The following is a 24,935-nucleotide window of genomic DNA, read 5'->3' on the forward strand; positions in this document are numbered from 1 at the left end:
GTAGGTTCAGCTCCAGTTCCCGGTAGATCCGATAAACACGTTTGTGGTTCCAGGGGTAACCCTTCACGTTGCGCAGATACAGAAAACACAAGCCAAAGCCCCAGTTTCGCTGATTATGGGTTAAGCGCACCAACAGATCCGCGATCTCGGCATTTTCACTGCTGAGCTTAGCCCGGTAACGGTAGCAGGACTCACTGACACTGAAGACCTCGCAGGCCTGGCGAATGCTACAACGAGCAGCGGCAACGGCTTTGTGTGCCATCTCGCGGCGGAGAGATGGCTTTACCACTTTCCTTCAAGAGCTTCCTTGCGCAACTCAGACTTGAGCCGTTCTTCGGCATACATCTTCTTCAGTCGCCGGTTCTCATCCTCAAGCTCTTTCATGCGCTTGATCATGGAGGTATCCATGCCGCCGAACTTTGCACGCCATTTATAGAAGCTGGCGTTGCTCATACCGTGTTCGCGGCATAACTCAGGAACGGGCACGCCGTTTTCGGCTTGCTTCAGGATCGCCATGATCTGGCTATCGGAAAAACGTGATTTTTTCATGCAGAATCTCCCTGCGTGTAGCTTACGGAAAATTCTACTTCTGACCACCGCTCTTTATCGGGGGGATTATCCTCTACCAAAACGTGATAAGCCAGGCAACGGCTGACGAAAACAGTCGCAAGCTTGGTCGCGCGCTTATGGACGAACCGCTAGGTAGACGTTACCCCAACTTTCGCAAACTCCGGGGCCGTTGGGAGCGTCAGGTTCATCTGAGCATGACACGGCTGTTTGTTGGTGGAAAAGGCATGGAGGCGCTCGGCCTACCGAAGATGACATTGCCGTGGTATCCGGCCCTGTTTGCGCCACTGAACGCAGCCTGGACTGTTGGCCATAGAATTGTGCCAGGTGGGCGTGATCGATTGATGCGATTGGGTCGGAAAGCACAACGACACCAATTGCAGACTCTGTTCGGAGAAGATCAGCCTGAGATCACCAGCGGTGTGCAGTATGAGTGACCGCAATTTCTAAAAAGTGCTTTGGGTTATTATTGCGGGTTCGGCCACGAGACTATGCTGTTGAGCGCTTCCGGCAGTTCCAGCTTCACCCGCTGCCGGCTTAACGGGCAATCAAACTCAAGGCTGATAGCCAGCAGTTGTAAAGGAACCCGAGCAGGCTTGCCGTATAGGCGGTCGCCGACAATGGGGTGGCCCAAGCTCTCTAAATGTTTGCGGATCTGGTGCTTGCGCCCGGTTTCGATGGTTACCTGCAACAAGCTGGTTGCGGCGTTGTCATCTGTGCTCCGCGTGGAAGCGCGACTGATGGCGGCTTTGCCGTCAACCGGTGTGTCGATCAACTGGTCTTGCACATCAATAACGCCGGTCACCTTGGCCAGGTAGTGTTTCGTTATGGTGCGCCCTGCGAAGCACTGGGAAAGCGCGCCCGCGGCTTTCGGATCGTGGGCGATGAGCATTAGCCCGGCGGCATCGGCATCGAGCCGGTGAACAAGGAAGCAAGGGCGCTTTAGCTCAAGTTCTACCCAGCGCAGCAGGCTGCAGTGATCCCCCATTGCGAGCCTTGAGCCAGCAAGCCGTGGGGTTTAAACCAAACGCTATAGCGATGGTTGTCCGCTACCAGGGTTGGTGCTTCTGGCTTGCGGCCTAACACGCTCTCGTCGTAATAAAGCTGCAGCCGAGTGCCCGCTTTGAGTTCTTTGGTTGCGCGCCGAAGCCTTACTTGCTTTCCTTTAAGGGACCACCAACATGCACCCTTGTTCATGGCGTCTTTGATGCGCTGGCGCGAAAGCCTTGAGGCTTGGCTCAGAGCTTCACTCGCTGTTTCAGTCTGCTCTGTTGTAACGTCGAATTTTTTGCGCATTACTGGCGGGGCTCTCCAAGCTTGATGGCAGGTAGGTCGGTTTTCAGGTTGCTGGCCACACTTGGGATAACCTTGTGTGCCTGGCCCACGGCCATGTGAACCTGGTTGCGGTTTATACGCCATGTGTTGCATAAATTGCTCTAATATTAACAGTTGTGGAGGCCCTGTGATGCGGTGTTTAGTCAAAGCCCGTATAATTAGAGGTTTTCCGGGCCTTCATTAATGGCGGCCAGATCCAGTTCAGGAGTTGTTGAGTCATGAGCCAGGCCGGTGAAACGGGTACTCTGTTTGTTATTTCTGCGCCATCAGGTGCTGGCAAGACCAGTCTTGTGGCGGAAATGCTGCATGCAGATCAAAAGTTGGGAGTGTCTGTGTCCCACACTACCCGTCCCATGCGTGAAGGCGAGAAGGACGGCATAAACTACCACTTTGTCAGTCGTGACGAGTTTGAGGCCATGATTAGCCGCGGGGATTTTCTGGAACATGCCGATGTTTTTGGCAATTACTACGGCACTTCTCAGGTGTGGGTTCGGGAAATGCTGGCCATTGGGCGGGACGTTATCCTCGAGATTGATTGGCAGGGCGCCAGCCAGGTGCGCCGGCTTATTCCCGAGTGTGTGAGTGTGTTTATTGTGCCTCCCTCGTATGAAGTTCTGCGGGACCGACTTGTGGGCAGAGGCACAGATGTGTCGGAAGTGGTAGAGCGGCGGTTATCTGAAGCCAGAGAAGAGTGCCGGCATGTAGGGGAGTTTGACTATTTGGTGGTGAATGACGGCTTCCAGGAAGCGTTGGCCGATTTGCTCGCCATTGTGCGTAGCCAGCGGTTGCAAATGATTGCCCAGCAGGCCCGGCACAGGCAGTTACTTACCGGTCTTTCAGACGCAAGCGGTGGCCGGGCCTAACGCGGGCTTTTACTGTATACAAATTGTGCCGCTGGCAGTAAACTACGCGGTCTGCTTAATCAGTCATTTTATTTTGTCGGGGAAGTTATGGCACGAGTTACCGTTGAAGATTGTCTGGAACACGTAGATAACCGTTTCCAGTTGGTCATGCTAGCTACAAAGCGTTCCCGTCAGCTTGCCACCAAAGGTGCCGAGCCGATGGTTGCAGAAGAAAACGACAAGCCTACGGTTATCGCATTGCGCGAAATTGCCGCTGGTTTGGTTTCCCGCGATCTGCTTACTGAAATCGAAGAAGAGTGAAGCGACCGCGAACATAAGGTGGGGGCGCGGTGTCGCTTGAGGCTACGGTAGAGGGGCTGGCGAGTGAGCTCAGCACCTATTTGGATACCAATCGCATCAATCAGGTGCGAAGAGCCTACTATTATGCTGAACAGGCCCATGAAGGCCAGATGCGTAAAAGCGGCGACCGCTACATAACCCACCCCCTCGCGGTTGCCCACATTCTTGCTGGCCTCAAGCTCGATCACCAGAGCTTGATGGCTGCCATGCTTCACGACGTTATTGAAGACACTGGCATTCCCAAAGATGCGCTTTCCGAGCAATTCGGCGAAGATGTTGCAGAGCTGGTTGACGGTGTTAGCAAGCTTACCCAAATAGAGTTTCGCACCCGCGCGGAAGCTCAGGCCGAAAACTTCCAGAAAATGACCTTGGCCATGGCCAGGGATATTCGCGTTATTCTGGTAAAGCTGGCAGATCGGCTGCACAACATGCGCACGCTTGGCCTATGCCCTATGAAAAGCGCCAGCGCATAGCCACAGAAACCCTCGATATTTACGCCCCCATCGCCAATCGGCTTGGTATGCATGCGATCTCCACCGAGCTGGAGGATCTGGGTTTTTCATCTCTGTACCCCATGCGCTCCCGCTACATCTCCAAGGCCGTTGATAAACTGCGTGGCAGCCACCGTGAAATAATCGAAGACATTCGAGGTCGGCTGCTGGAAAAACTGGAAGAGCGTAGCCTTCCTGGCCGGATACTCGGGCGCGAAAAACACCTGAACAGCATCTATAACAAGATGAAGTTCAAACAGAAGTCGTTTTACGAAATCATGGACGTATACGCCTTCCGCATCATTACGGGTACAGAAGACGACTGCTATCGAATTTTGGGGGCGGTTCACAGCCTTTATAAACCTATGCCGGGCCGGTTCAAAGATTACATTGCCATGCCCAAGGCCAATGGATACCAGTCGCTGCATACCACGTTGTTTGGTATGCATGTGAACATCGAAATCCAGATCCGCACCGAGGAAATGGAACACATTGCCAACGATGGTATAGCTGCGCACTGGATGTACAAGAACGACCCTGGCAATGTTACCAGCGTGAATCAGACACGGGTAGATCGCTGGGTTAAAGGCTTGATGGAAATGCGTGAGCGGGCGGACGACTCCCTCGAGTTTATCGAGCACGTGAAAGTGGATCTCTTCCCTGACGAAATCTATGTATTTACCCCAAGAGGGAAAATAATGGAGTTGCCCAGTGGCGCAACCCCGGTAGATTTCGCCTACGCAATCCACACGGATATAGGCAATGCCACCGTCGCTTGCCGGATCAATCGAAACCTGGGATCGTTGAGCAGGCCTCTGCAAAGTGGCCAAACTGTTGAAGTTATTACCGCGCCTGGTGCCCGGCCCAACCCGGCCTGGCTCAGCTTTGTGGTAACGGGTAAAGCGCGCAGCAGCATTCGCCATACCCTTAAGAGCCAAAAGCTGGCGGAATCGCTAGAGCTTGGCCGAACTTTACTGAAGAAGTCCCTCACCGGCTTTGGCGCCCGATTGTCCGATATTGATGAGATGCAGAAGCAAGCTGTCGTGAATCACAACCAGGTAAACAGCTTTGAGGATCTGGTAAGTGATATTGGCCTGGGCAATCGAATGGCTTATCTGGTTGCGCGTCAGCTTTTGAGTGGTGCTGAAAGCATAGGGCCCCGCCAGTCAGTTAAGGGGATTCAAGGTGGAGATGATGCCCGGGTGACCATTCAGGGAACCGAAGGCATGCTGGTTCACTTTGCCGCCTGTTGTAAACCGATCCCTGGAGACCCGGTTGTTGGCGTGATGGATTCCGGCAGTGGCATGGTTATCCACTCCGACACCTGCTCGCGCTTACCGGAAGATAATGAAGGCCGGTCCCGCCTGACTCATCTCACTTGGGCCAAGGATATTACCGATGAGTTCTCCGTAGAGCTGCGAGTTGAGCTCGAGCGACAGCGTGGAGTAATTGCCGAGGTTGCCAGTGCGGTGGCTATGGCAGATGGCAATATCGAACGCATCAACGTGGATGAGCAAGATGCACGCTTCGGCGTGGTCAGCGTTGTGGTTAAGGTGCATGGCCGCAAACATTTAGCTCGCGTGATGCGCCGGGTTCGCAATATCAAAGCCGTTACGTCGATCAACCGCGTGAAATACTGAGCCCGGCGAGGGTTGAGAGAGCTGTCTGGTTGACAGCTCGCGTATGGAAGGGCGACGATTGGTGTTTTAGACGAGAGGAAAGTAAACGGTATGACCAACAAATCCATAATCCAGACTGAAAACGCACCTCAGGCAATTGGTCCCTACTCCCAAGCCGTAAAAGCGGGTGACACGGTGTATATCTCTGGTCAAATTCCGCTGGACCCTGAAACCATGGAAGTGGTCGCCGGGGATTTTTCAGCCAAAACCCGCCAGGTATTTGATAACCTCAAAGCTGTGTGTGAAGCCGCAGGCGGTGAACTGAAAGATATCGTAAAAGTGAACATCTACGTGACCGATCTGGCGAACTTCGCCACGGTTAACGAAATTATGGCGACGTATTTTCCAGAGCCGTACCCGGCCCGGGCCGCTGTAGAGGTTTCAGCTCTGCCCAAAGGCGTGCCGGTAGAAGTGGAAGCTGTGATGGTACTGAGCTGATACAGCGCCAAGTTATATGATTCAGAGAACAAAGGCGGCCTTGGCCGCCTTTGTTCGTTCCGGGCCTACCCCTTGTCTATCATTTCACGGTATCCCTCGCGAAAGTCCGGGTAACGAAACTTAAACCCACTTTGTAGCAGCCGCTTGTTATTGCAGCGTTTGCTGCCAGCACGGCCACCTTTTCTGGCATCTGCCAAAGGCTCGGCGCAGGGCACCTGCTGGCGAACCCAGTCAACCACTTCGTCAAGGCGCACCGGCTCACAATCGCTGGCCACGTAGCAGGTATCCAGTGGCTTACCTGAAAGCGCCAACTCGTTGAGGTAAACCACGGCCGAAGCTGCATCTTCCTCATGAATGCGGTTGCTGAATGGCGCCGGCTTAGCCGGGTTCATGCGGCCCGAGATGACCGCTTCCAAAAAACGCCTTCTTGATGGCCCGTAAATCCCACTGAAGCGAATAATGGTAGCAGGGTGGCTGCTATTTAAGGCTGCCTGTTCGCCTGCGAGTATTTGCTGGCCTGTGGCACGTGAGGGAGAGGCTAAGCTGGTCTCATCGACCAAACTGTCATCATCCTGAGCATATACACTGGTACTACTAATAAAAAACAGCCGTTTTAACTGCTGGTCACCCAGTGCCTCAAGCAAGTTCGACAGACCGTTAACATACGCATCGCGATACCCTTGCTCGTCATAACTTGAGGGGGTAAGGCAATAAATAACCGTGTCAATATTGCCTGGTAGCTTGCCTAGCAGGGTCTCCGGGTCAGTCAGGTCTGCACCTATGCCATGAATGCCTTCAGGCACTTTGGCAGGATTACGGCGCAATCCGTAAACCTGTGCCGACTCTTTAAGCATGCTGGCGATGGCGCCCCCGAGTTTGCCGCAACCGGCTACGAGAATTCCTGGCGTACTATTGCGATCAGCGATTGCCATAGGCAATATCAATCCTTATTCTCTAACTCATAAATAAGTGAAACATCGATCCGTATCCTTTTGACCGGAGATCACCATGACTCTTACCGAGTTACGATACGTCGTTACGCTTGCTCGCGAAAGGCATTTTGGGCGCGCCGCCGAGCGCTGCCATGTAAGCCAGCCAACGCTCAGCGTTGCGGTCAAAAAACTGGAAGATGAGCTAGGCATTCCGCTGTTTGAGCGCAGCAAAAGCAGCATTCGTGTGACCGAGACTGGTCAACGCATTGTTGAACAGGCTCAGCGGGTTTTGGATCAGGTGGGCGTGATTCGCGACATGGCTCAGGATGGCAAAAATCAGCTGAGCTCGCCGCTCAAGGTTGGCGCCATTTACACCATTGGGCCTTATTTGTTCCCGCACCTGTTACCGGAGTTGCGCCGTGCAGCGCCGGAAATGCCGCTCTATATAGAAGAAAACTACACGGCTAACCTGCGCCAGAAGCTGCGCCAGTCAGAGCTGGACGCCATTATCGTTGCGTTGCCGTTTGAAGAAGCGGAAGTGCTGACACTGCCGTTATACGATGAACCCTTTGTAGTGCTATTGCCTGCGGGGCACCCATTGGCTGGCAAAAAGCAAATTACCGGAGAAGAGCTCGCCCGCGAGCAATTGTTGCTACTCGGCCCCGGCCACTGCTTCCGGGATCAGGTGCTTGAATCCTGCCCGCCCCTGGTGGATGCGGTTACCCGCCGTGCGGATACCGGCTCTCCGTCACTGGTTACCGAAGGCAGTTCCCTGGAAACCATACGTCATATGGTTGCCTCCGGTCTGGGAATTACCGTGCTGCCACTCTCCGCGGCTACTGCCATGCAGTACCACAAAGACGTACTTGTAACCCGGCCTTTTGCCCCGCCTGTGCCTTCTCGCACAGTGGCCTTGGCTTGGCGGGTGACTTTTCCCCGACCCAAAGCCATTGATGTCCTCTCGCTTGCAGCCGGCCAGTGCCGGGTGATTGAGAAAGCGAAAACGGACACGCCGGTTGTTGCCGTAACGGACTGACCTCAGTATGGCCTCACTGGATGATATCCCGGTTACAGAGCTAAAAGGGGTGGGAAGCGCCTTGGCTGAGAAGCTTGCACGGCTGGGCATTGCCTCGCTGCAGGATTTGCTGTTTCACCTCCCTCATCGCTACGAAGACCGCACTCGTATAATACCCATGGGTAGCTTGAGAGTGGGTGATGTGGCTGTTGTGGAAGGCGAAGTGATGAAGGCGGATTTGGTAATGGGTCGCCGCCGTAGCTTGCAGATTACCTTGAAAGACAACAGTGGGTTTCTGGTGCTGCGGTTTTTTCACTTTAACGCAGCCCAAAAAAACCAACTGGCGAAAGGTACCCGAGTTCGCTGTTTTGGCGAAGTGCGCCCAGGCCGGGCCGGGTATGAGTTTTATCACCCTGAATACCAAACCAACCCGCCACCTATGCCTGCAGAGGGTCAGGCAACCCTCACGCCGGTATACCCACTGACCGAAGGCATACAGCAGCCGCGGGTGAGAGGCTTGTGTCAGCAAGCGCTAGGGTACCTTCAGCGCCATCCAATACGTGATTGGCTGCCGGCGGAGCTACTGGCTGGCTACCAGCTTCCAGGAATTACCGAGGCGGTTCAGTTGGTGCACGCTCCTCCAGCCAGTGCGCCAGTTCATCTGTTGATGGAGGGGCGCCACCCGGCACAGCAGCGTTTGGTTATGGAAGAGCTGCTGGCACACCAGTTGAGCCTACTTCAGGTTCGTGAACAGATTCAGGCCCGGCAAGCCTTGCCTCTACTGCCCACAGGCAACCTGTCTGAGCGCTTTCTGGAGGAGTTGCCATTTGCGCTCACGGGCGCTCAGCGCCAGGTTATGAGCGAAATCCGGCAGGATCTCAGCCAGCCTCTGCCTATGCTGCGACTGGTGCAGGGGGATGTGGGCTCAGGTAAAACCGTGGTGGCCGCGCTGGCGGCACTTCAGGCCTTAGGCGCGGGTGCCCAGGTTGCGCTTATGGCGCCCACCGAAATACTGGCCGAGCAGCATTATCAGAACTTCGCTGGTTGGCTTGAGCCCTTGGGTGTTCAGGTAGCTTGGCTGTCTGGCAAAGTAAAGGGAAAGGCCAGAAAAGACACACTGGAAGCCGTCCACACGGGCGCTGTCAGCGTCGTAATTGGCACCCATGCGTTGTTTCAGAATGATGTGTTGTTTCACCGTTTGGCGCTCGTCATCGTGGATGAGCAGCACCGGTTCGGTGTGCACCAACGCCTGGCGCTGAGAGAGAAAGGTGTAGGCGGAACCCTGGCGCCACACCAGCTAATTATGACCGCCACCCCTATCCCGCGAACGTTAGCCATGAGTGCCTACGCCGATCTTGATACCTCGGTGATTGACGAATTACCTCCGGGCCGCAAGCCTGTTGAAACCATTGTCATTCCCGACAGTCGCCGGGAAGATGTGATTGATCGCGTGCACCGTGCCTGCACTGACGGGCGCCAAGCTTACTGGGTGTGTACACTGATTGAAGAGTCAGAAGCCTTGCAGTGCCAAGCCGCAGAAGTAACAGAGCAAGAGCTGACCGAACGCTTACCTGGCCTTAAAATCGGTCTGGTTCACGGGCGGCTCAAGTCTGCAGAAAAAGTGGCGGTAATGGATCAGTTCAAACAGGGTGAACTGGATTTGCTGGTAGCAACCACTGTGATTGAGGTGGGCGTGGATGTGCCTAATGCCTCCTTGATCATTATAGAAAACCCGGAGCGCTGGGCCTTGCCCAGCTACACCAGCTACGTGGCAGGGTAGGGCGCGGCGAACAAGCCAGCTTCTGTGTACTCATGTACCATCCACCATTGTCTGCCAACGGAAAAGCCCGATTGCAGGCCCTGCGCGACAGCCAGGATGGTTTTGTGATTGCCGAGAAGGATCTGGAAATACGCGGGCCAGGAGAGGTGCTTGGTACTCGCCAGACGGGCATGATGCAGTTCCGGCTGGCAGATTTTGAGCGAGACAAGGGTTGGATTGAGCCGGTGCGCGAAATGGCGCCGGGGCTTATGAAGCATCCACAACTGGTGCAGGCTCTTATCCGGCGCTGGTTGGGAGAAAAAATCCGCTACGGAGATGTCTGAACGGGTTTAGTGCTCATGCCGGCTGGGAAACGTATCTGGATGAACGGGTTCTATATCAACGTTTACAGTTAGACCATGCACTATACTGAAGACCCCACAGCAGACTTCAATGGTCTAATGGCAAGCAGCGATACTCGGGAGAATATGATGGAATTACCTGTCACGGTACAGCAGGCTCTGGGCGATGCCGCCAAAGGTGTGTCGCTCAGAGATATGCGCCAGGCTAACAGGCACGAGCTGTTGCGGATGGTATTGCTCCACGACGGGCAGGACAATCTCCAGGCCATTTGCTGCAAGGACGATTTTATTGACCTTGAGCGGCTGAACAAACAGATGGGCCGGGATTTCTGCCTGGTGAAACCCCGTGAGCAGGTTCGCGTTAAAGAACGTGCCGGGCTTCGGGAGCTTCCCGCGCTGCCGTCACTTACCGGTTGGCCTACCATAGTGGACCGACGGGTAGATGATTTACCGTGTGTGGCGCTGGAGCTGGGAGAGCAGAAACTTGCCATGGTGATGCCGGCAGAAGATTTCCGCGAACTGACCGCAGGTGCGCAGCGTTGGTCGTTCACCGTGGCATCAGAAAACATTGCGGTAAATCTCGACGACCCAGCCAATGACCGCAATCAGCTAACGTTCGCCATCAAAAAATTCACCAGCCTGCGCATTCAGCAGCGCTTGGAAGACACCCTGGAACTGCCGCCGCTGCCCGAAACGGCCCAGCGCATTATTCATCTGCGGGTAAATCCGAATGCTGTCATGGGGGATCTAGTGGATGTCGTGGAAAGTGATCCCAGCCTGGCCGCTCAGGTTGTTAGTTGGGCATCCTCGTCTTTTTATGCAGCGGCCGGACAAGTACGCTCCGTGCACGATGCGGTATCGAGAGTGCTCGGGTTTGATATGGTGATGAACCTGGCTATGGGGCTATCCTTGGGGCGCGCACTTAAAGCACCTCAAGACCACCCGAATGGCTATGTGGACTACTGGCAGCAGGCCATCTGGCAGGCACAGTCGGCGGGCATTCTGGCTAGCATGATGCCACGCGGTGAGCGCCCGACGTTCGGGCTGGCGTACCTTGCAGGGCTTTTACATAATTTTGGTTACCTGCTTCTGGCCCAGATTTTCCCTCCCCACTTCAAGTTGGTGTGCCGTTCGCTAGAAGTAAACTCTGTTATCGATTCCTCAGTAACTGAGCATTACCTTTTGGGTATTACCCGGGAGCAGATCGCCGCTCAACTGATGGAAAATTGGGGCATGCCAGATGAGGTCACCTTGGCCATACGGTATCAGAAAAATCGCGGCTATCAGGGCGTGCACAGCGTTTACGCCCGGATCCTTTGGTTAGGCCGTCAATTGTTGACTGCACGAGGTGTAGAGCTGGGCGCCAGTGAAATTGTTGGGCAGGAGATCTTTGACGAGCTGGGCCTGAACCGTGAGCAGGTAGAAAAGCAGTTTGATGAGCTGGTAGCCAGCAAAGACAATGTTATGGCCATGGCCGGCATGATGAGCTCGTAATAAAAAAGCCGGCCACAACAGGGCCGGCAAAGTTTCCGTTCATAGCAGAGTTGTCCGAACGTTTCAGGAGAAACAACGCAGGGCAATAATCGATGCAGTAGAAACTTATTGCCCTATCTTCAATCTAGACAAAGTTTGCAGAAAGAAAAGGTGCTTAAGATACCCCGTTAGAAGCTGAGTGCTCCGTCACTTTTCATGTTTTTAGCAAGCTTCTGATATTGAATCGATAAAAGTGTATTTTGCACTTTTTTCCGTTACAAAATGACACAAAACTGAAGCGAGTCAGAACTCGTGATTTCGGATGGCCGTTGCGGCACGGCGTATTTCATCTGCATAGCGCTCTTCCACCGCAAACCGCTCTTTATCCATTTTCGCCACAAAACGCGATTCCGTGTCTTGACGTGCCTGGTGAGTGGGCATGTGGCGAAGCTGTTCATACACTTCCATAAACACCCGAAAGGGCGATTTTTCCATCAGCTCCGGGGCGACATGATCAAGCAGCCCCTTGATGCGCAAGCAACCCTCCGAGTACTCAACCTGATCTTCCTCTATGGCCATCGCAATCACGCGAATGCTTTCGACCATGTCCTCACGTCGCTTTGCCTGAAACGCCTCCGCCTTTTGTTGGCGCCTGCGGTTTTCAGACAACATAACCATTTGCCGCCGGATAAAGCCGAGCAGTGCAATGATGGCGATAGCGCCGGCAATAATGAGGCTCCACTGTAGCCATTGAGACATGTTGTTCTCCTTGTTCGGTTCAGGCGGGTATAGGTTGCTGTTTCGGCTGCCAGACTTTGACAGTTACCGACTGACCATTCAATACGGATGTGCCCGCTACCGGATCGATATGCTGATCACTCAACACATCATTGATACTTGCGCCGGCATGGGCCGCCGCCGTGGATTGCCTTGTTCCGTCGCGGTTATGGCCCCAGCCGTGGGGAATGGAAACCACGCCAGGCATCATGTCTTCAGTAATTTCCACAGGCATTACGATCTCGCGGTTGTTGGCACGGATCTCTGCGTTGCAGCCCTCCTTAAGGCCCAGCCGGCTGGCGTCATTCGGGTGCACCAGTAGGGTGCAGCGAGCTTTGCCCTTTACCAGCCGGTGGCTGTTGTGCATCCAGGAGTTGTTGCTGCGCACATGGCGTCTGCCAATCAGCAACAGCTCGCCCGGTGCTTCTGGCGTGGAGAGTTTCTGGTGCAGGCGTTCCACATCTTCGAGGTAGCGCCGAGGCGCCAGGTTTATTTTTCCATCCCGAGTGAATAGGCGGCCGGGTAGGGCGGGACGTAAAGCCCCCAGATCAATCCCGCTAGGTTTCTCCTTTAGTCGTTTTAGAGAAAGCCCTTTGGGCAAAGTCTGCCACTGCGGGTTAAGAGAACTTAGTTTGGCAAGGCTGCGTAATGGGTGATGTTTCGGGAGCAAGTCTAAAATAAGGCTTGTGGCTGGCTCCAGAATCCCGCTTGCTCGGCCGGCACCTGTGCCATAGGGCCCGGTACGCAGAAGTAGATCAATGATCGGATCGGGGCCTACCCGCCTGAAAGCATGCCAGCCTAGCTCTGAACGCAGAGGGAGTTTGCCGCCCTTGCGCAGCTTCTCAAGCCGATGGGCCAGCTCGAGCAGTATTTGCCAGTCGTGGCGGCTACCCGGTCCTGCGTCAAACAGCGCCTCGCTATATTTGGACACATTGCGAACCGCCAACATGTTGAACACAATATCGTAATGGCTGCGCTCAAGTGCGGCGGTTGGGGGCAGGATGATGTCCGCATGACGTGTCGTTTCGTTGATGTAGTAATCCACCGATACCATAAAATCCAGCCCACTCAATGCCTCGTCCAGGCGACGCCCATTGGGGCTGGACAGCACAGGATTCCCCGCCACGGTCACAAAGGCGCGGATCTGCCCCTCGCCCGGGGTGAGCATTTCATCGGCCATGGTGCTGGCAGGGTACTCGCCAGCAAATTCCGGCAACCCTTTAACCCGGCTGTGGCGTTTACCAAAGTGTCCGCGCTGCCCGGACATAGCTCCTAGGGCGATCAGATCAATGGCTGGTTGCGTAAACATAACGCCGCCAACGGTATCCAGCTTACCGGTAAGGATGTTCAGGCAGTAGGCCAGCCAGGTAGTAATGCTTCCGAACGTTTGGGTGCTGGTGCCCATACGGGTGTAAAGCGCGGCTTTGGACGTGTTTGCAAGCTGGTGTGCAAGGTCCCTTATGGTTGCTGCCGCAACTCCGGTACGTTCAGCTACCGCATCAGGCTTGAAGGGCAGGGATGCCAGGCGCAAAAGATCCAGGTCTTTTATAAGATGCTCTGCGGGCCCAGGGTGGATCAGCTCATCTGCAAACAAAGTGTTCACCATGGCCATGAGCAGAAACGCATCGGTTCCGGGGCGTATAAAATGAAATTCCTCGGCCAGCCTTGCGGTTTCTGTGCGCCTTGGATCCACCACAATCATTTTACCGCTACGCTGCTTCAGAGCTTTCAGCCGGCCACGGAAATCCGGCACGGTCATCAGGCTGCCGTTGGACGCCATGGGGTTTCCGCCAATACAGATAAACAGATCTGTGTTGTCGATATCCGGAATAGGGAACAGGACCTGATGCCCGAACATCTCCAGGCTAGCAAGCATGTGTGGAAGCTGGTCATTCGACGTTGCGGAAAAGCGGTTCTGAGAGCCAACAGCTCGCAGAAACGGCATAGTAGCGATTAATGAGCCGTGGTTGTGTACATTCGGGTTGCCAAGGTACACACCAATGCTATTGCGGCCGTGTGCGCTGCGAGTGCTGTGGAGCTTTTCAGCTACCGTTCTGAACGCTTCGTCCCACTCAATTTCTTGCCAGCCGGTAGGGGTTTTGCGAACCGGCTTGCGCAAGCGCTCCGGGTCTTCATGGAGGTCTTGCAGGGCCACCGCCTTGGGGCAGATATGCCCATGACTCAACGGATCTTTATCGTCTCCGCGAATTGACGCAATCTGGCCCCCTTTCATCTCAACGGCAACGCCGCACATGGCTTCGCACAAATGACAGGTACGGTAATGGGTACCGTTTTGCATGAAGAGCTCTCCTGAGGTTTTTGTTGTTACAGGTTGGGTCTCATTGTGCAACCAGATTAGCAGAAAAACGGCGATGCTGGGATACAGTGAATGGTTGTTTGGGGCATAAAAAAGGCCAGTCCGGAGACTGGCCTGAATAGTGCTGCAGAGAGTTTATTGCTCTGCGGGGAGGTCTTTTACAGGGTTTGATATGAAGTTGAGGTAAGCACCCTGTTCAGGAATGAACAAGGGTATATCAACGGATATAAGACCAGCCGCTTTGGCTGCAACATTGATCTCTGGTCTATTTTGGTTACGCTGCTCAATTTGCATTCGCCCGTCATCAAAGAACGTTACATTTCCTACTAACTCGAGAGTGAAAGGATAGTTGTGCAGGTTGTGCGTCAAAGGTAGTGGAATAGCACCGAGTTTTGCGCTGAGATCGGGTGCGTCGAGTACAAGCTCTGCGTTGGTTTTAAAGATCGGCTGGCCATTGTCGTCTTCGACAATGATGCCAGGTATCAGTCGATTCCTAACACAGCTGGCGCCAGTGCAGTTCGGATCCTCTTTGGCATATCTCATTCGAAGAATTTGAGGCCCTGTAGTCGATATGGCACTTAGCAGGCTGAGGTGTACATCTATTGATGTTGTCGCTAACAGGGTTGGGTAGAGAAGTACTCCGATACCTTCCTTACCGGTTTCAGGATCAGTTTTTGGCCCTGTAACTTCAGTATTCAAAGCGTAGGTTTGATAAATAAACTTGTTCTTCGGGCAATCACTCCCGCCAGTCGCGCAGCCAACTCGTGCATCGTCGCTGTGATCTGGATCAACAAGTAACTTTGTAGCGTTGGCCGAAGGGGCCCAGCCGGCGCTATCGCTGCCTTCGTGGTCGAAGGGCTCAAGGCAGTTGGGGTCGTCGTTCGAGCCGCAGCCAATGCTGAGGTTGGCATTGGTGTCACGAATTGGCAGGTTTCGCAGTGGTGTAAATACTGAATTCTGAGTCTTCGAGCCCTCGAAATAGATTTTTAAAGGCTGGTAGGCGGCGTTCCCCTTGCCTCTACCATCGTCCAGGCCTTCCAGCAAGTCGGCCTTGAGCGGGAAATCATTTACTCCGCAGACAGAATCCGGCTTTTCTTTTTGACAGGATGGATCGACCCTAGCTTCGTCCGACCCTCTGTAGGCCACCATGGTGTACTGGTAGAACTTACCAGGTTCCCAGGCTTTGTTTGGAAAGAAGCGTATGCGCTGATTGTTTTTTTCCAAACGGCCAGCTACTTCTTCAACATCATTTCCACCTGAATCTACCTTCTGGACGATGAATGTTTCACTGAGACGAATTGAATCTAGGTTCATGGGCTGCGAGAAAACCACTGTGATTGGGCGATCTTCTGGCATTTTGCTGACGGGCAAGATATCTCCGCCGGAACCATCTGCTGTGTAGCACTCTCCAAGAATACCTGCTTCCAGATCAAGTTGGTCGTGGTTGGTCTCACAAGGAAAACCAGGGTAAGTCGTCAGTGCCAGGGGAGGGGCGTCTGCTGGAGTGTCTTCGCCATCCAGTTTAAAGTCTAGCTGCTCTATGGTGGCCGTATTGCCGGCCAGATCAGTCACTCCGAAGGCGGATACCGTGTAGTTAACACCTGGCCTCAGGCCGCCATCGGGGTTTAGCGTCAGAGCTGTACCGTCTAGTTCAGCATTCAGACCGTCACCAACCGCTAGTTCGAGCCCGTCTGCATATAGAGAAACGCCTTCAGCTATTGAACTCGGTGCCAGTGGCTCATCAAAAAACAGAATCACTGGATCACCGGGACGCTGCATTGATTGGCGTGTTTTTGGGATGGCGTTTTCCTTGTCGCCAGGCATCCAGCTCACCAATTGTGGCGGTGTGCTGTCCAACTCGCGCAACATCTCAGCATCAAGAGCTGAGTCGATGTCAGTGGCGGCCTCAAGGTTAAAGGCAATGGTGGAGTCTGTGTATTCCTGGCCGAGCAGGTTAGGCTCTACCATGCCGATTGCGTCGATTGTCAGTACGCCGTTCTGCACCAATGCAATGCCCCGTAGCTCAACGCCCATCAAGTCTTGGGATAGGGCGGCATTCGGCTGCGCTTCTTCCGTGTTCATGGAAACATCCATAAACAGCGTGATGTGACGCGGCGCGCTTATATCATCTGTGTACGGATTCGGGCTCATGTAGCCCGAAGCATCAGAGAGCATGGTGACTTTGATGTCGCCTGTGGTCTGAAGCTGTCCTGTTGCTGCATCTAGTATGGGGACCTTCCCGCCAACCAGAACATCCAGGCTTGTGCTGGTTAGCACGCTGCCTTTGGGAATACGTAATGGCAGGGCTTCATCGGCCTCGAAAGCCGGAGCGAAGGCCAGCTCGGCAAACAGGTCGCCGGCTTGTTGCGATGGGCCCGCCACGCCCTGGAGTACTGAGTTCAGGGTAACTGAGTTGATAGCCTGGCCGTTCAGCACCGAGACAATGGATCCGTTATTTGAGTCCACAGCCGACTGCTGAAGTACAACAGTCGGGCCTGTATCTCTTGGCGTGAAGGAGAAATCCTTGCTGAAACGTTTACCGTCTGGGCCGTTAGTGAGGCTGGCCAGGTTGCTCAGTTTTAAGGTGTAGGTTTCGCCAGCATTCAGGATGTCTGCTTTACTGCCGCACTGCACTGGATCTTCGGTAACGCAGGGGTCGATGGTAATGCGGTTACCTTTTACCAGTATTGTAGCCGGCACCGGCTCGCCATTTTTGTCCAGAAGCTGGATGCTGCCGCCTTGTTTCTGCCAATCGGGGTGCACTGGCTGGGTCATGGCCAAGCGGAAGGTGGAGAAGTTCATGGCCTTAAACGCGCTGCCACTTTCTGGTACCTGCCAGGCGACCCCAAAGGTATCGGAGGTGTTGGCCAGTTCCGCTATTCCGCTGAATTCGGCGCGGGTATTGAACTGAATACCGTCATCGTCGATGGCATTTGGCGTGCTGATAGTTCTGCCTTCTGCAGCTGCGAGAGGCTCGCTGAAGGTTACGGAGTAGCCTGCTTTGCTCGCCAGCTTCTGCCCATCAGCAATTTCCAGTTTCAGGCTTTTACCGCCATCTACCTTTGTTACGGTGAAGTTGGGTGTGCCTTCGGCGGAGTCCAGTTGGATCTTATCGAGAAGAGTGGCCTCGTCATCCACTATCGCGTGGGAAAACCTAAGAACAATATCTGCTTTAGGGCTGACATCCGCTTGCCCGTCTGCAGGGTAGGAATAGATCACCGAGCCGGGTGTGGTGTTCTCGTTTACGGACTGTTCATCCCCGCCACAAGCTGCAAGCAGCAGAGCGGGAATCAGGGCCAGGGTCTTGTTGTACTTCATGGCAAACTCCTCCTCAGAACTTCAGGGTAACTGAGCCGCTGATAACGTGGATATCGCCGTCTGCTGTTGTCTTCACGTCGGGTGTGCTGTTGTCGTAATCCACCAGTGTAAAGTCGCGCTCTTGCAGTTTCTGGTATTGATAGCCCAGGTCAAAGCGAACAGGGAAGGCGAGTATGCGAGTGCGGTCGTATGTGGCGCTAATGCCCAAACCAACCACAATCTTGTCGGTATCCAGGTAGTTTATTTCGGGGTTGCGAGTGGTTTTCAGCGGTGATTCTTCATAGGCGACGCCGCCGCGCACAGAAAAGTTCTTGTTGAGGTCATACTCAGCGCCAAGGCGAGGAATTATGGTGTCATCGAACTGTATTCGGCTGGATGCAGGAATAGTGGACTGATTTTTGATCGTGTCGCCTTTGAACTCATCAGACAGCTCAGACCAGTTTTGCTGCTCAACGCTGCCACCGATGCGCCAGCCGTCGCCCTTGTACTGGGCGCCAACCCCGAACGTTTCCGGCTGGAAAGAGTCGATGGTAGAGACTGCAAGGCTGAGGCCCGGGTCGGGAATGGTTTGTGTCACGATAATGCCGGAATCAACCGTTGTAGAGGCAGAGGACTTGGTGCGATAAGTGAAAGCGGTTTCCCAGCCTTGCAGGAAACAGTTGCTTTCAGGGCAGAAGGTGCTGCCGAGGTCAATGGTGGTGCCAAAAATGGTCTTGATTTGTGGCTCAGCATTAACGGCCAGGCGTTCTCGGCTGGTTTCTCCGCCAAGTGTGGATACTGCTTGAAGATTGGCCGTTGCTTCCAGGGTGATACGGGCAGAAACACCTACGGAAATACCACGCCATATAGGAGTGGCAGCGCCCAGGTTAAGGAATAACGGTTCTTTGCCGTACTGCAGGAACTGGCCGTTGCTCGATGTCTGTGAATCAAATGCCAGCATCTCTTTGCCGTACTTTTCCACACCAGCAATAAAACCAAGGTAAAGCGGGTGGTCAAACCGTGTGAGAGAGCCCAGGTTGGTTTTCATGCCAACGAGTACGTGTTGACTGGGAGAGCTGGAAACCACGTCGCCATTGGCGTTCGGGTTTGCGGATCGCAGTTCCTGCTCAGCGTGCAGAATGCCCGATGTCAGTTCGCCTCGCTTATCCCTGGTCAGTGCAGCCGGGTTGTAATAAGTAGCAGAAACCTGGTCATTGAACATAGAGAGAGACTGAGCGGTAGCAACGTCTATGGGCATTACACCGTAGGTTGTACCGATGTTTCCCATGCTGGCTGAAGCCGACATAGAGAGAGTTGTGGATACTGCTGCAACCGCTAGGCTCAGCGCCCGTACTGAAAACCGGGAGGTGGGGACCATTGATACACTCCAATTATCTCGTTGTTTTTATACTTTGACCGCATATTCAACATCCTGTAGGCGGACGGCTTGCACACGGCTAGTACATTCGTTCACGTGGGAGTGTATGAGGCTTGTCCTTTTAGGACGTTGGCATGTTTGACACGATATCGTGTCGAAATGACCATATAGGATGGTAGAGTGTAAAAAGATATAATAAATACATGGGGTTGCGAATATTATTACATTATTTATTTCGTTTGCAGAAGTAAGATTTGAAAAAATGGAACAGTTTGCCAGTTACTAGAAAAAAAGGAGGGGCTTCTCGCCCCTCCTTTTTTGTCTTGAACCTTGATGTCGCTTGGTTTTACCGAGTTTGGATTTTGCCGTCCTTGTCGGAGATGACAATCTCTACCCGGCGGTTCTGCTGCCGGCCAGCGGAGGTGTCATTGTTTGCCACAGGGTATTGCTCGCCGTAACCTTTGGTTTCTACCCGACGACGCTCAATGCCTTGTGAAACCAACTCATCCCGAACTGCCTGGGCCCGGCGTTCAGACAATGCCTGATTGTAGGAGTCTTTACCTGTGCTGTCGGTGTAGCCCTCTACGCGGACTCTCCGGTCTTCATACTCCCGCATAAACTGCGCCAGGCGCCCTACGGTTTGTTCTCCAGACGACTTCAAGTCGGCTTTATTAAGGTCGAAAAGAACATCTCCCAGCGTTAGCACCATGCCGCGATCGGTGCGTTCGGCCTGCAGTTCTTCCATTCTCTTGCGTAGCATCTCAGCTTCGGTACGAGCTTGCTCTGCTTCATTGGAGCGCTGGTCCAGCATTAACTTGCGGCGGCGCTCTTCAGCAGAGTCAATCTGCGTTTGTAGCCTTGCACGCTCCGCTTGCTCACTCGCAATCTGAGCGTGGCGGTTGGCAAGATAGGCCGCATGTTCTATGCGAACCGTGTCTTTTCCGCTCTCGAGCAGGGACTCGGCCCGACTCAGCTCATTTCTGGCGCTACGGAGTTGGCGGTCGCCACTGCGCGCGACATCTGGGTCGTCCTTGATCTTGGCATAAGAAGCGCGAGCCTCATTCACCATAGGGTTTTCTGGCGCGGTTGTGGCGCAGCCGGAAATAAATACTGACAAGCCCACAGCCATGCCCAGTGTTATGTTGCGTTTTTTCATAACAGTCTCCTTTCCAGATCTGGCGGTTATTGGTCTTGATTGATTCGATTGCGCAGAGACTCAATATTGCCATTGATTTCCTCTACTGCTTGTAGGGCTTTCGCTGTGTCCGCACGCGCGCCTGCAAGTTGAGCGTCAACAGCGGCTTGTTCGAGGAGTCGCTCGGCCTCTGTGTACTTCTCCTGTTCAATCAGGTTTTTTGCGTCGGCCACTTTATTCTGGGCATCGTTAAGCAGAACTGGCTCAAACTCCCGAGCGTCTGCGGCAACGGCCTGCTGGAGAGAGGACTCTGCAGACTGCAGGTCTGCATCCGGTGGCTCACCAGGGCTGGCACAGCCGCCGATGGTAAGGGCTATGCCAGTAATGCCAGCGGTGTATAACATCGACTTATGCTTATTCATGCACGATCTCCTTTCAGCGATATACAAGCTTTGCAGTAAAGTGTTGTCTGCACGAAACAATCCTGCAGTCGGGGTGGAAGAACTCTTATTAACGGCAGCAAGATGTGCCGTAAAACTGCGGAGCGCTGCATGCACCTTGAATTAAGCTTAGCAGCCAGTTGGCGATCAACCATGACCGATTTGCAATAAAAACGGGTGAGAGGCCAGTGCGAGTGCGGAGAGCGAAGGTCGCGAAGATGTCTAAGTGTTTGAAATGGTGGCCGATCCGCGGATCGGGTACAGAGTGAACAAGTCGTAAAGGACGACACAGAAACAACAAAGCCCGCTCGAAAGCAGGCTAAGTTATTGAAATTAATGGTGGGCCCAGCAAGACTCGAACTTGCGACCAAAGGATTATGAGTCCTCTGCTCTAACCAACTGAGCTATAGGCCCATTCAGCGAACGCTGTTTGGAATGTGTTCCCCATGAGAGGAACAAAGCGGGCGACAGTATACCGATGAGGTACTGCCCCCGCTACTATTCTTGCGCTTTATCCCTGATTTCCTTGGTCATCAATAAATCCACGCAAGTGATCGGAGCGAGAAGGGTGGCGCAGTTTGCGCAGAGCCTTGGCTTCGATTTGGCGGATCCGCTCGCGGGTTACGTCGAACTGTTTGCCGACCTCTTCCAGCGTGTGATCGGTATTCATCTCGATACCGAAGCGCATGCGCAGCACCTTGGATTCACGAGCGGTGAGACCGGCCAGAACGGATCGGGTGGCTTCGCGTAGGCCTTCTGCCGTCGCGGAATCCACCGGCGAGAGCGCCTGGATGTCTTCGATAAAGTCGCCTAGATGGCTGTCTTCATCATCACCAATCGGAGTTTCCATGGAGATCGGCTCTTTGGCGATCTTCAGAACCTTGCGAATCTTATCTTCAGGCATTTCCATACGCTCGCCGAGTTCTTCTGGCGTGGGCTCGCGGCCCATCTCCTGAAGCATTTGGCGCGAGATACGGTTGAGCTTGTTGATAGTCTCAATCATATGCACCGGAATACGAATGGTGCGCGCCTGATCCGCAATAGAGCGGGTTATGGCCTGACGAATCCACCAGGTGGCGTAGGTAGAGAACTTATAGCCACGGCGATACTCAAACTTGTCTACGGCCTTCATCAGGCCGATGTTGCCCTCCTGAATCAAGTCCAGGAACTGCAGGCCGCGGTTGGTGTATTTCTTGGCAATAGAAATAACCAGACGCAAGTTGGCTTCAACCATCTCTTTCTTGGCGCGACGGGCTCTTGCCTCGCCAATGGAGACCCGGCGGTTGATTTCCTTGATATCGGCTACGTCCAAGTCCACTTCAATCTGCACATTCATGATGCGCTTCTGAAGGCGGACAATTTCGTCCATACGCTCATTGATGGCAGACGCGTAGGGCTTTTTGCTCTTGGCGATTTTCTCGCCCCATTCCTGGTTCGCTTCATTGCCAGGGAATGATTTGATGAAGTCTTTGCGTGGCATTTTACATTCGCGCACGCAGATCTTCAGAATTGCGCGTTCGTTCTCGCGCACCAAGGCGTTGGTAGAGCGCACCACGTTGACCAGTTCATCAAATGCTTTGTTGCCGAGTTTAAATGGCGCAAACACCTGCCCCAGCTCATTAAGTGCAGCTTGGGTTTTCTTGTCAGCACGGCCATTCTTTGCCAGCAATTCTTCGGCAGTCGCCAGTTTCTCTCTGAGAAGTTCAAAGCGCAGGCGAGTTTCTTCGGGATCTGGGCCGCTCTCGGGTTCTTCCTCCTCCTCGTCCGAATCATCTTCAGCTTTTTCTTCTTCAGATTTTTCGGGCTTGGGAGGCGGTTCTGGCATGAACGGCTCAGCACCGTCGGGATCCAGAAAACCAGTTACGATGTCGGTGATGCGGCCTTCGTTCTCAATGATGCGATCGTAGGCCTGGATGACTGTGCCCGCGGTGCCCGGGAAGTGGGCAACGGCTGCCATAACATCCCGAATACCTTCTTCAATGCGCTTGGCGATAACAATTTCGCCTTCACGGGTCAGCAGCTCCACGGTGCCCATTTCACGCATGTACATGCGCACTGGGTCGGTGGTGCGGCCGGCATCGGATTCCACGGCGGCGAGGGCGGCGGCGGCTTCAGCTGCAGCGGCTTCGTCGGCGGTGGAATCGCCATCGGTCATGATAAGGGTATCGGCATCCGGTGCCACTTCAGATACCTGAATGCCCATATCGTTGATCATGCGAATGATGTCTTCGACCTGATCCGGATCGGCAATGTCTTCCGGGAGGTGGTCGTTCACCTCGGCGTAAGTCAGGTAGCCTTGTTCCTTGCCTCGTGCAATGAGGTCTTTCAAACGTGATTTCTGCGAATTGCCTGACATAGACACCTTGTGAACTCGCTTAAATAAGAAAAAATGAAACAGCTATTATAGCTGTCGCTCTAATGCTCTGCCACCGAATGGTTAGATGGTGATCAATGCGCTAAGTTTCAAGTGCTGCTAATCCGGAGTTCCCCCGCTTAGCTCTCGCAGCTCCTGCCGTTCCTCGGCGGTTAGGTTTGCGAAGTTGCGTAAAAGTGTAGCCAGTCTTTGCTGCCTTGATGCTTCCTCGTTAGGGCTAAGCAGTTCTCGTGCTGCGGCCAGAGTGCTTTCCCGGGCTGGGATGTGCTCAATGCCATCAAACAGATTGTAGAACTGCTCACGCACTTGGCCATCCAGTGCAAGCGCTGTTATAAGTGATTTCCGATCCCGGATCTCACGCTCTAAAATAAAACCTGCAAAATTCCGGGCCTGGTTGTACTGGCGAGAGCCCCGTGCCAGCTCGGTAACGTCGCTGGCAAAATCCGGTGCTTCAAGTAAGGCTAGGCACAAAATACTGTCTTTGCTCAGCTTAACGTCGATACGCTCTTCTGTAACACGATCCCGTCGGCCGCCTTTCCATTTGTTCCACTGCTGGGGCTGGCGGCTCTGCCACTGATTACGGCCCCCGCAAAGGCGGAGCATCTCGTGCCACATGGCATCCCGCAGGGTGCTTTTGGGCATTTTATTCAGCAGCGGTTCCGCTCTGGCCCTGAGTTCGCCACGGTGCTCTGGCAGTGTCAGGTCCAGGCCTTCGCTCTGCCGGTCAAACAGGTATCGCGAGAACGGAGTGGCACCCTCAATGCGCTTCTGAAAAGCCTCGGGCCCCTCTTTGCGTACCAGTGTGTCTGGGTCTTCTCCATCCGGAAGCATTAGAAACTGTAAGTGCAGGCCATCTGCCATCAGTTCCAGAGCGTTGTCCATTGCCCGGTCGGCCGCTTTAAACCCGGCTTTATCGCCATCAAAACAGAACACGATATGCCGTACCTGCCTCAACAGGGCGGTTAAGCTGTCTTGGTTCGTTGCCGTACCCAGAGTAGCAACGGCGTAGTGAATGCCGTTCTGGGCCAGGGCAATCACATCCATGTAGCCTTCTACTACAAGCAACTTGTCTAGCTGCTTGAGTGCCTGCTTGGCTTCAAAGAGGCCGTATATTTCCCGGCTTTTGTGAAATACATCCGACTCCGGAGAGTTGATGTATTTGGCCTTGTCGTCGCCGAGTGTCCGTCCGCCGAAGGCTATGGTCTTGCCCCGGCTATTGCGGATCGGGAACATTACCCGGTTTCGAAAAAGATCCCGTGGCTTGCCGTACTTGTCAGAGACGGTGCCGGTTTCAATGAGCGGCCCTTGCAGCTCCTTGCTTGCCGTATCAAATAAAGAGGTGCCTGCGGCTGGCGCATACCCCACTTGATACTGCTGGATAACGCCGTCGTCTAGCCCCCGCTGTTTCAGATAATCCCGGGCGTAGGTGCCTTGCTCGTCATTGAGTGCCGACTGGTAAAAGCGGCTGGCAAAGTCCAGTGCGTCGGTCAGCGTTCGCGCCTGCTGGATTTCCTGCTTAGCGGCTTGGTCGTACGGTACTTCCAGCCCGGCCCTGCGAGCCAGCTCTTCAACGGCCTCGGTAAAACCCAAGCCCTCAAACTCGCGTATAAAGCTGATGGCGTCGCCATGAGCACCACACCCAAAACAATGATAAAAGCCTTTGTCTGGCCTTACATTGAATGAGGCGTTTTCTCATCATGGAACGGGCAGCAGGCTTTGTAGCTGGCGCCGGCCTTTTTCAGTGTAATGCGCGAGCCGATCAGCTCTGACAGATCTACCCGATCGAGTAGGTCTTCAACAAAGCGTTGGGGGATCAGTCCGCTCATAGTGGCTCCACATCAGGCCTGAGACACTCGAAGGCCAATAGCCAAAAATGCCGCCGAAGCCAGGCCCCGGCGGCATTTTGTGGTCGCTCTGTGCAGCCTGTGGCTGTACAGGCAATCAGTGCTTTGCAGTCAAGCGGC

The 24,935-nt window shown here is 54.0% G+C and carries 16 protein-coding genes, 1 tRNA gene and 4 pseudogenes; 8 read left to right on the forward strand and 13 right to left on the reverse strand.

Features of this window, described 5'->3' with window-relative positions; genetic code table 11:
• Positions 1-549 (reverse strand): annotated as a pseudogene (locus BCA33_RS19820) (transposase); the annotation flags it as partial.
• Between the two features lie 137 nt (positions 550-686).
• Here BCA33_RS19820 and BCA33_RS10850 point away from each other — a divergent pair.
• Positions 687-1,004: a hypothetical protein gene (locus BCA33_RS10850; protein ID WP_139172985.1), complete on the forward strand. Its 318-nt coding sequence runs from the start codon at positions 687-689 to the stop codon at positions 1,002-1,004.
• A gap of 29 nt (positions 1,005-1,033) precedes the next feature.
• Here BCA33_RS10850 and BCA33_RS21780 read toward each other — a convergent pair whose 3' ends face one another.
• On the reverse strand, positions 1,034-1,555 hold the full coding sequence (locus tag BCA33_RS21780) for an RluA family pseudouridine synthase (RefSeq protein ID WP_254774337.1): 522 nt from the start codon (positions 1,553-1,555) through the stop codon (positions 1,034-1,036).
• The gene (locus tag BCA33_RS21785; protein ID WP_254774338.1) at positions 1,522-1,863 is read right to left on the reverse strand and encodes a hypothetical protein; all 342 of its coding nucleotides are present in this window, start codon (positions 1,861-1,863) and stop codon (positions 1,522-1,524) included. The genes BCA33_RS21780 and BCA33_RS21785 overlap by 34 nt, the downstream gene beginning before the upstream one ends.
• Positions 1,864-2,120: 257 nt before the next feature.
• Between BCA33_RS21785 and gmk the strand changes: the two genes are divergently transcribed.
• The 4 genes and pseudogenes from gmk (at position 2,121) to BCA33_RS10875 (ending at position 5,712) form a co-directional block, all read left to right on the forward strand.
• Positions 2,121-2,765: a guanylate kinase gene (gene gmk, locus BCA33_RS10860; RefSeq protein ID WP_071265769.1), complete on the forward strand. Its 645-nt coding sequence runs from the start codon at positions 2,121-2,123 to the stop codon at positions 2,763-2,765.
• Positions 2,766-2,852: 87 nt separating this feature from the next.
• Positions 2,853-3,065, forward strand: coding sequence for a DNA-directed RNA polymerase subunit omega (gene rpoZ / locus BCA33_RS10865; protein WP_071265771.1), 213 nt, complete (start codon positions 2,853-2,855; stop codon positions 3,063-3,065).
• Positions 3,066-3,094: 29 nt separating this feature from the next.
• Positions 3,095-5,235: pseudogene (locus tag BCA33_RS10870) on the forward strand (bifunctional (p)ppGpp synthetase/guanosine-3',5'-bis(diphosphate) 3'-pyrophosphohydrolase).
• Between the two features lie 90 nt (positions 5,236-5,325).
• Positions 5,326-5,712, forward strand: coding sequence for a RidA family protein (locus BCA33_RS10875; protein ID WP_071265773.1), 387 nt, complete (start codon positions 5,326-5,328; stop codon positions 5,710-5,712).
• 65 nt (positions 5,713-5,777) lie between these two features.
• On the opposite strand, the gene BCA33_RS10880 is transcribed toward BCA33_RS10875, so the two are convergent.
• Entirely contained in the window at positions 5,778-6,644 is an 867-nt protein-coding gene (locus tag BCA33_RS10880; RefSeq protein WP_071265775.1) for an NAD-dependent epimerase/dehydratase family protein, read from the reverse strand.
• A gap of 76 nt (positions 6,645-6,720) precedes the next feature.
• On the opposite strand from BCA33_RS10880, the gene BCA33_RS10885 reads away from it, so the two are divergent.
• The 3 genes and pseudogenes from BCA33_RS10885 (at position 6,721) to BCA33_RS10895 (ending at position 11,274) form a co-directional block, all read left to right on the forward strand.
• The gene (locus BCA33_RS10885; RefSeq protein ID WP_071265777.1) at positions 6,721-7,680 is read left to right on the forward strand and encodes a hydrogen peroxide-inducible genes activator; all 960 of its coding nucleotides are present in this window, start codon (positions 6,721-6,723) and stop codon (positions 7,678-7,680) included.
• A 7-nt stretch (positions 7,681-7,687) separates the two neighbouring features.
• A pseudogene (gene recG / locus BCA33_RS10890) lies at positions 7,688-9,762 on the forward strand (ATP-dependent DNA helicase RecG).
• Positions 9,763-9,909: 147 nt separating this feature from the next.
• Positions 9,910-11,274, forward strand: a complete 1,365-nt coding sequence (locus tag BCA33_RS10895; protein ID WP_071265805.1) for an aminoacyl-tRNA deacylase and HDOD domain-containing protein — start codon at positions 9,910-9,912, stop codon at positions 11,272-11,274.
• 282 nt (positions 11,275-11,556) lie between these two features.
• Here the strand turns inward: BCA33_RS10895 and BCA33_RS10900 are convergent, their stop codons facing one another.
• From BCA33_RS10900 to dnaG, 9 genes and pseudogenes are all read right to left on the reverse strand, one after another.
• Positions 11,557-12,012 (reverse strand): DUF2489 domain-containing protein, encoded by a 456-nt coding sequence (locus tag BCA33_RS10900; protein WP_071265779.1) that lies wholly within the window; start codon positions 12,010-12,012, stop codon positions 11,557-11,559.
• A gap of 19 nt (positions 12,013-12,031) precedes the next feature.
• Entirely contained in the window at positions 12,032-14,329 is a 2,298-nt protein-coding gene (locus BCA33_RS10905) for a molybdopterin-dependent oxidoreductase (protein WP_071265781.1), read from the reverse strand.
• A gap of 153 nt (positions 14,330-14,482) precedes the next feature.
• Entirely contained in the window at positions 14,483-17,665 is a 3,183-nt protein-coding gene (locus tag BCA33_RS10910; protein WP_071265783.1) for an Ig-like domain-containing protein, read from the reverse strand.
• A gap of 13 nt (positions 17,666-17,678) precedes the next feature.
• Positions 17,679-19,022, reverse strand: coding sequence for an alkane uptake protein AupA (gene aupA / locus BCA33_RS10915; protein ID WP_071265785.1), 1,344 nt, complete (start codon positions 19,020-19,022; stop codon positions 17,679-17,681).
• Between the two features lie 346 nt (positions 19,023-19,368).
• Positions 19,369-20,178 (reverse strand): OmpA family protein, encoded by an 810-nt coding sequence (locus tag BCA33_RS10920; RefSeq protein WP_071265787.1) that lies wholly within the window; start codon positions 20,176-20,178, stop codon positions 19,369-19,371.
• A gap of 26 nt (positions 20,179-20,204) precedes the next feature.
• The gene (locus BCA33_RS10925) at positions 20,205-20,579 is read right to left on the reverse strand and encodes a DUF4398 domain-containing protein (protein WP_071265789.1); all 375 of its coding nucleotides are present in this window, start codon (positions 20,577-20,579) and stop codon (positions 20,205-20,207) included.
• 355 nt (positions 20,580-20,934) lie between these two features.
• Positions 20,935-21,011 (reverse strand) — tRNA-Ile (locus tag BCA33_RS10930).
• Positions 21,012-21,108: 97 nt separating this feature from the next.
• Positions 21,109-22,953 carry an RNA polymerase sigma factor RpoD gene (gene rpoD / locus BCA33_RS10935; RefSeq protein ID WP_071265791.1) on the reverse strand — a complete coding sequence of 615 codons (1,845 nt, stop codon included), beginning with the start codon at positions 22,951-22,953 and terminating at the stop codon, positions 21,109-21,111.
• Between the two features lie 117 nt (positions 22,954-23,070).
• Positions 23,071-24,797: pseudogene (dnaG, locus tag BCA33_RS10940) on the reverse strand (DNA primase).
• Between the last annotated feature and the right edge of the window lie 138 nt (positions 24,798-24,935).

It is taken from the genome of Marinobacter sp. AC-23, from assembly GCF_001858325.1.
In the GTDB taxonomy this organism is placed as follows: Bacteria; Pseudomonadota; Gammaproteobacteria; order Pseudomonadales; family Oleiphilaceae; genus Marinobacter.

Bases quoted from the DNA above. Each gene is read 5' to 3' on its own strand.
- BCA33_RS10920 (WP_071265787.1), bottom strand. From the start codon at position 20,178: ATGAAAAAACGCAACATAACACTGGGCATGGCTGTGGGCTTGTCAGTA.
- BCA33_RS10875 (WP_071265773.1), top strand. From the start codon at position 5,326: ATGACCAACAAATCCATAATCCAGACTGAAAACGCACCTCAGGCAATT.
- gmk (WP_071265769.1), top strand. From the start codon at position 2,121: ATGAGCCAGGCCGGTGAAACGGGTACTCTGTTTGTTATTTCTGCGCCA.
- BCA33_RS10885 (WP_071265777.1), top strand. From the start codon at position 6,721: ATGACTCTTACCGAGTTACGATACGTCGTTACGCTTGCTCGCGAAAGG.
- aupA (WP_071265785.1), bottom strand. From the start codon at position 19,022: ATGGTCCCCACCTCCCGGTTTTCAGTACGGGCGCTGAGCCTAGCGGTT.
- BCA33_RS10880 (WP_071265775.1), bottom strand. From the start codon at position 6,644: ATGGCAATCGCTGATCGCAATAGTACGCCAGGAATTCTCGTAGCCGGT.
- BCA33_RS10895 (WP_071265805.1), top strand. From the start codon at position 9,910: ATGGAATTACCTGTCACGGTACAGCAGGCTCTGGGCGATGCCGCCAAA.
- BCA33_RS21780 (WP_254774337.1), bottom strand. From the start codon at position 1,555: ATGGGGGATCACTGCAGCCTGCTGCGCTGGGTAGAACTTGAGCTAAAG.
- BCA33_RS10910 (WP_071265783.1), bottom strand. From the start codon at position 17,665: ATGAAGTACAACAAGACCCTGGCCCTGATTCCCGCTCTGCTGCTTGCA.
- rpoD (WP_071265791.1), bottom strand. From the start codon at position 22,953: ATGTCAGGCAATTCGCAGAAATCACGTTTGAAAGACCTCATTGCACGA.
- rpoZ (WP_071265771.1), top strand. From the start codon at position 2,853: ATGGCACGAGTTACCGTTGAAGATTGTCTGGAACACGTAGATAACCGT.
- BCA33_RS10925 (WP_071265789.1), bottom strand. From the start codon at position 20,579: ATGAATAAGCATAAGTCGATGTTATACACCGCTGGCATTACTGGCATA.
- BCA33_RS10905 (WP_071265781.1), bottom strand. From the start codon at position 14,329: ATGCAAAACGGTACCCATTACCGTACCTGTCATTTGTGCGAAGCCATG.
- BCA33_RS21785 (WP_254774338.1), bottom strand. From the start codon at position 1,863: ATGCGCAAAAAATTCGACGTTACAACAGAGCAGACTGAAACAGCGAGT.
- BCA33_RS10850 (WP_139172985.1), top strand. From the start codon at position 687: ATGGACGAACCGCTAGGTAGACGTTACCCCAACTTTCGCAAACTCCGG.
- BCA33_RS10900 (WP_071265779.1), bottom strand. From the start codon at position 12,012: ATGTCTCAATGGCTACAGTGGAGCCTCATTATTGCCGGCGCTATCGCC.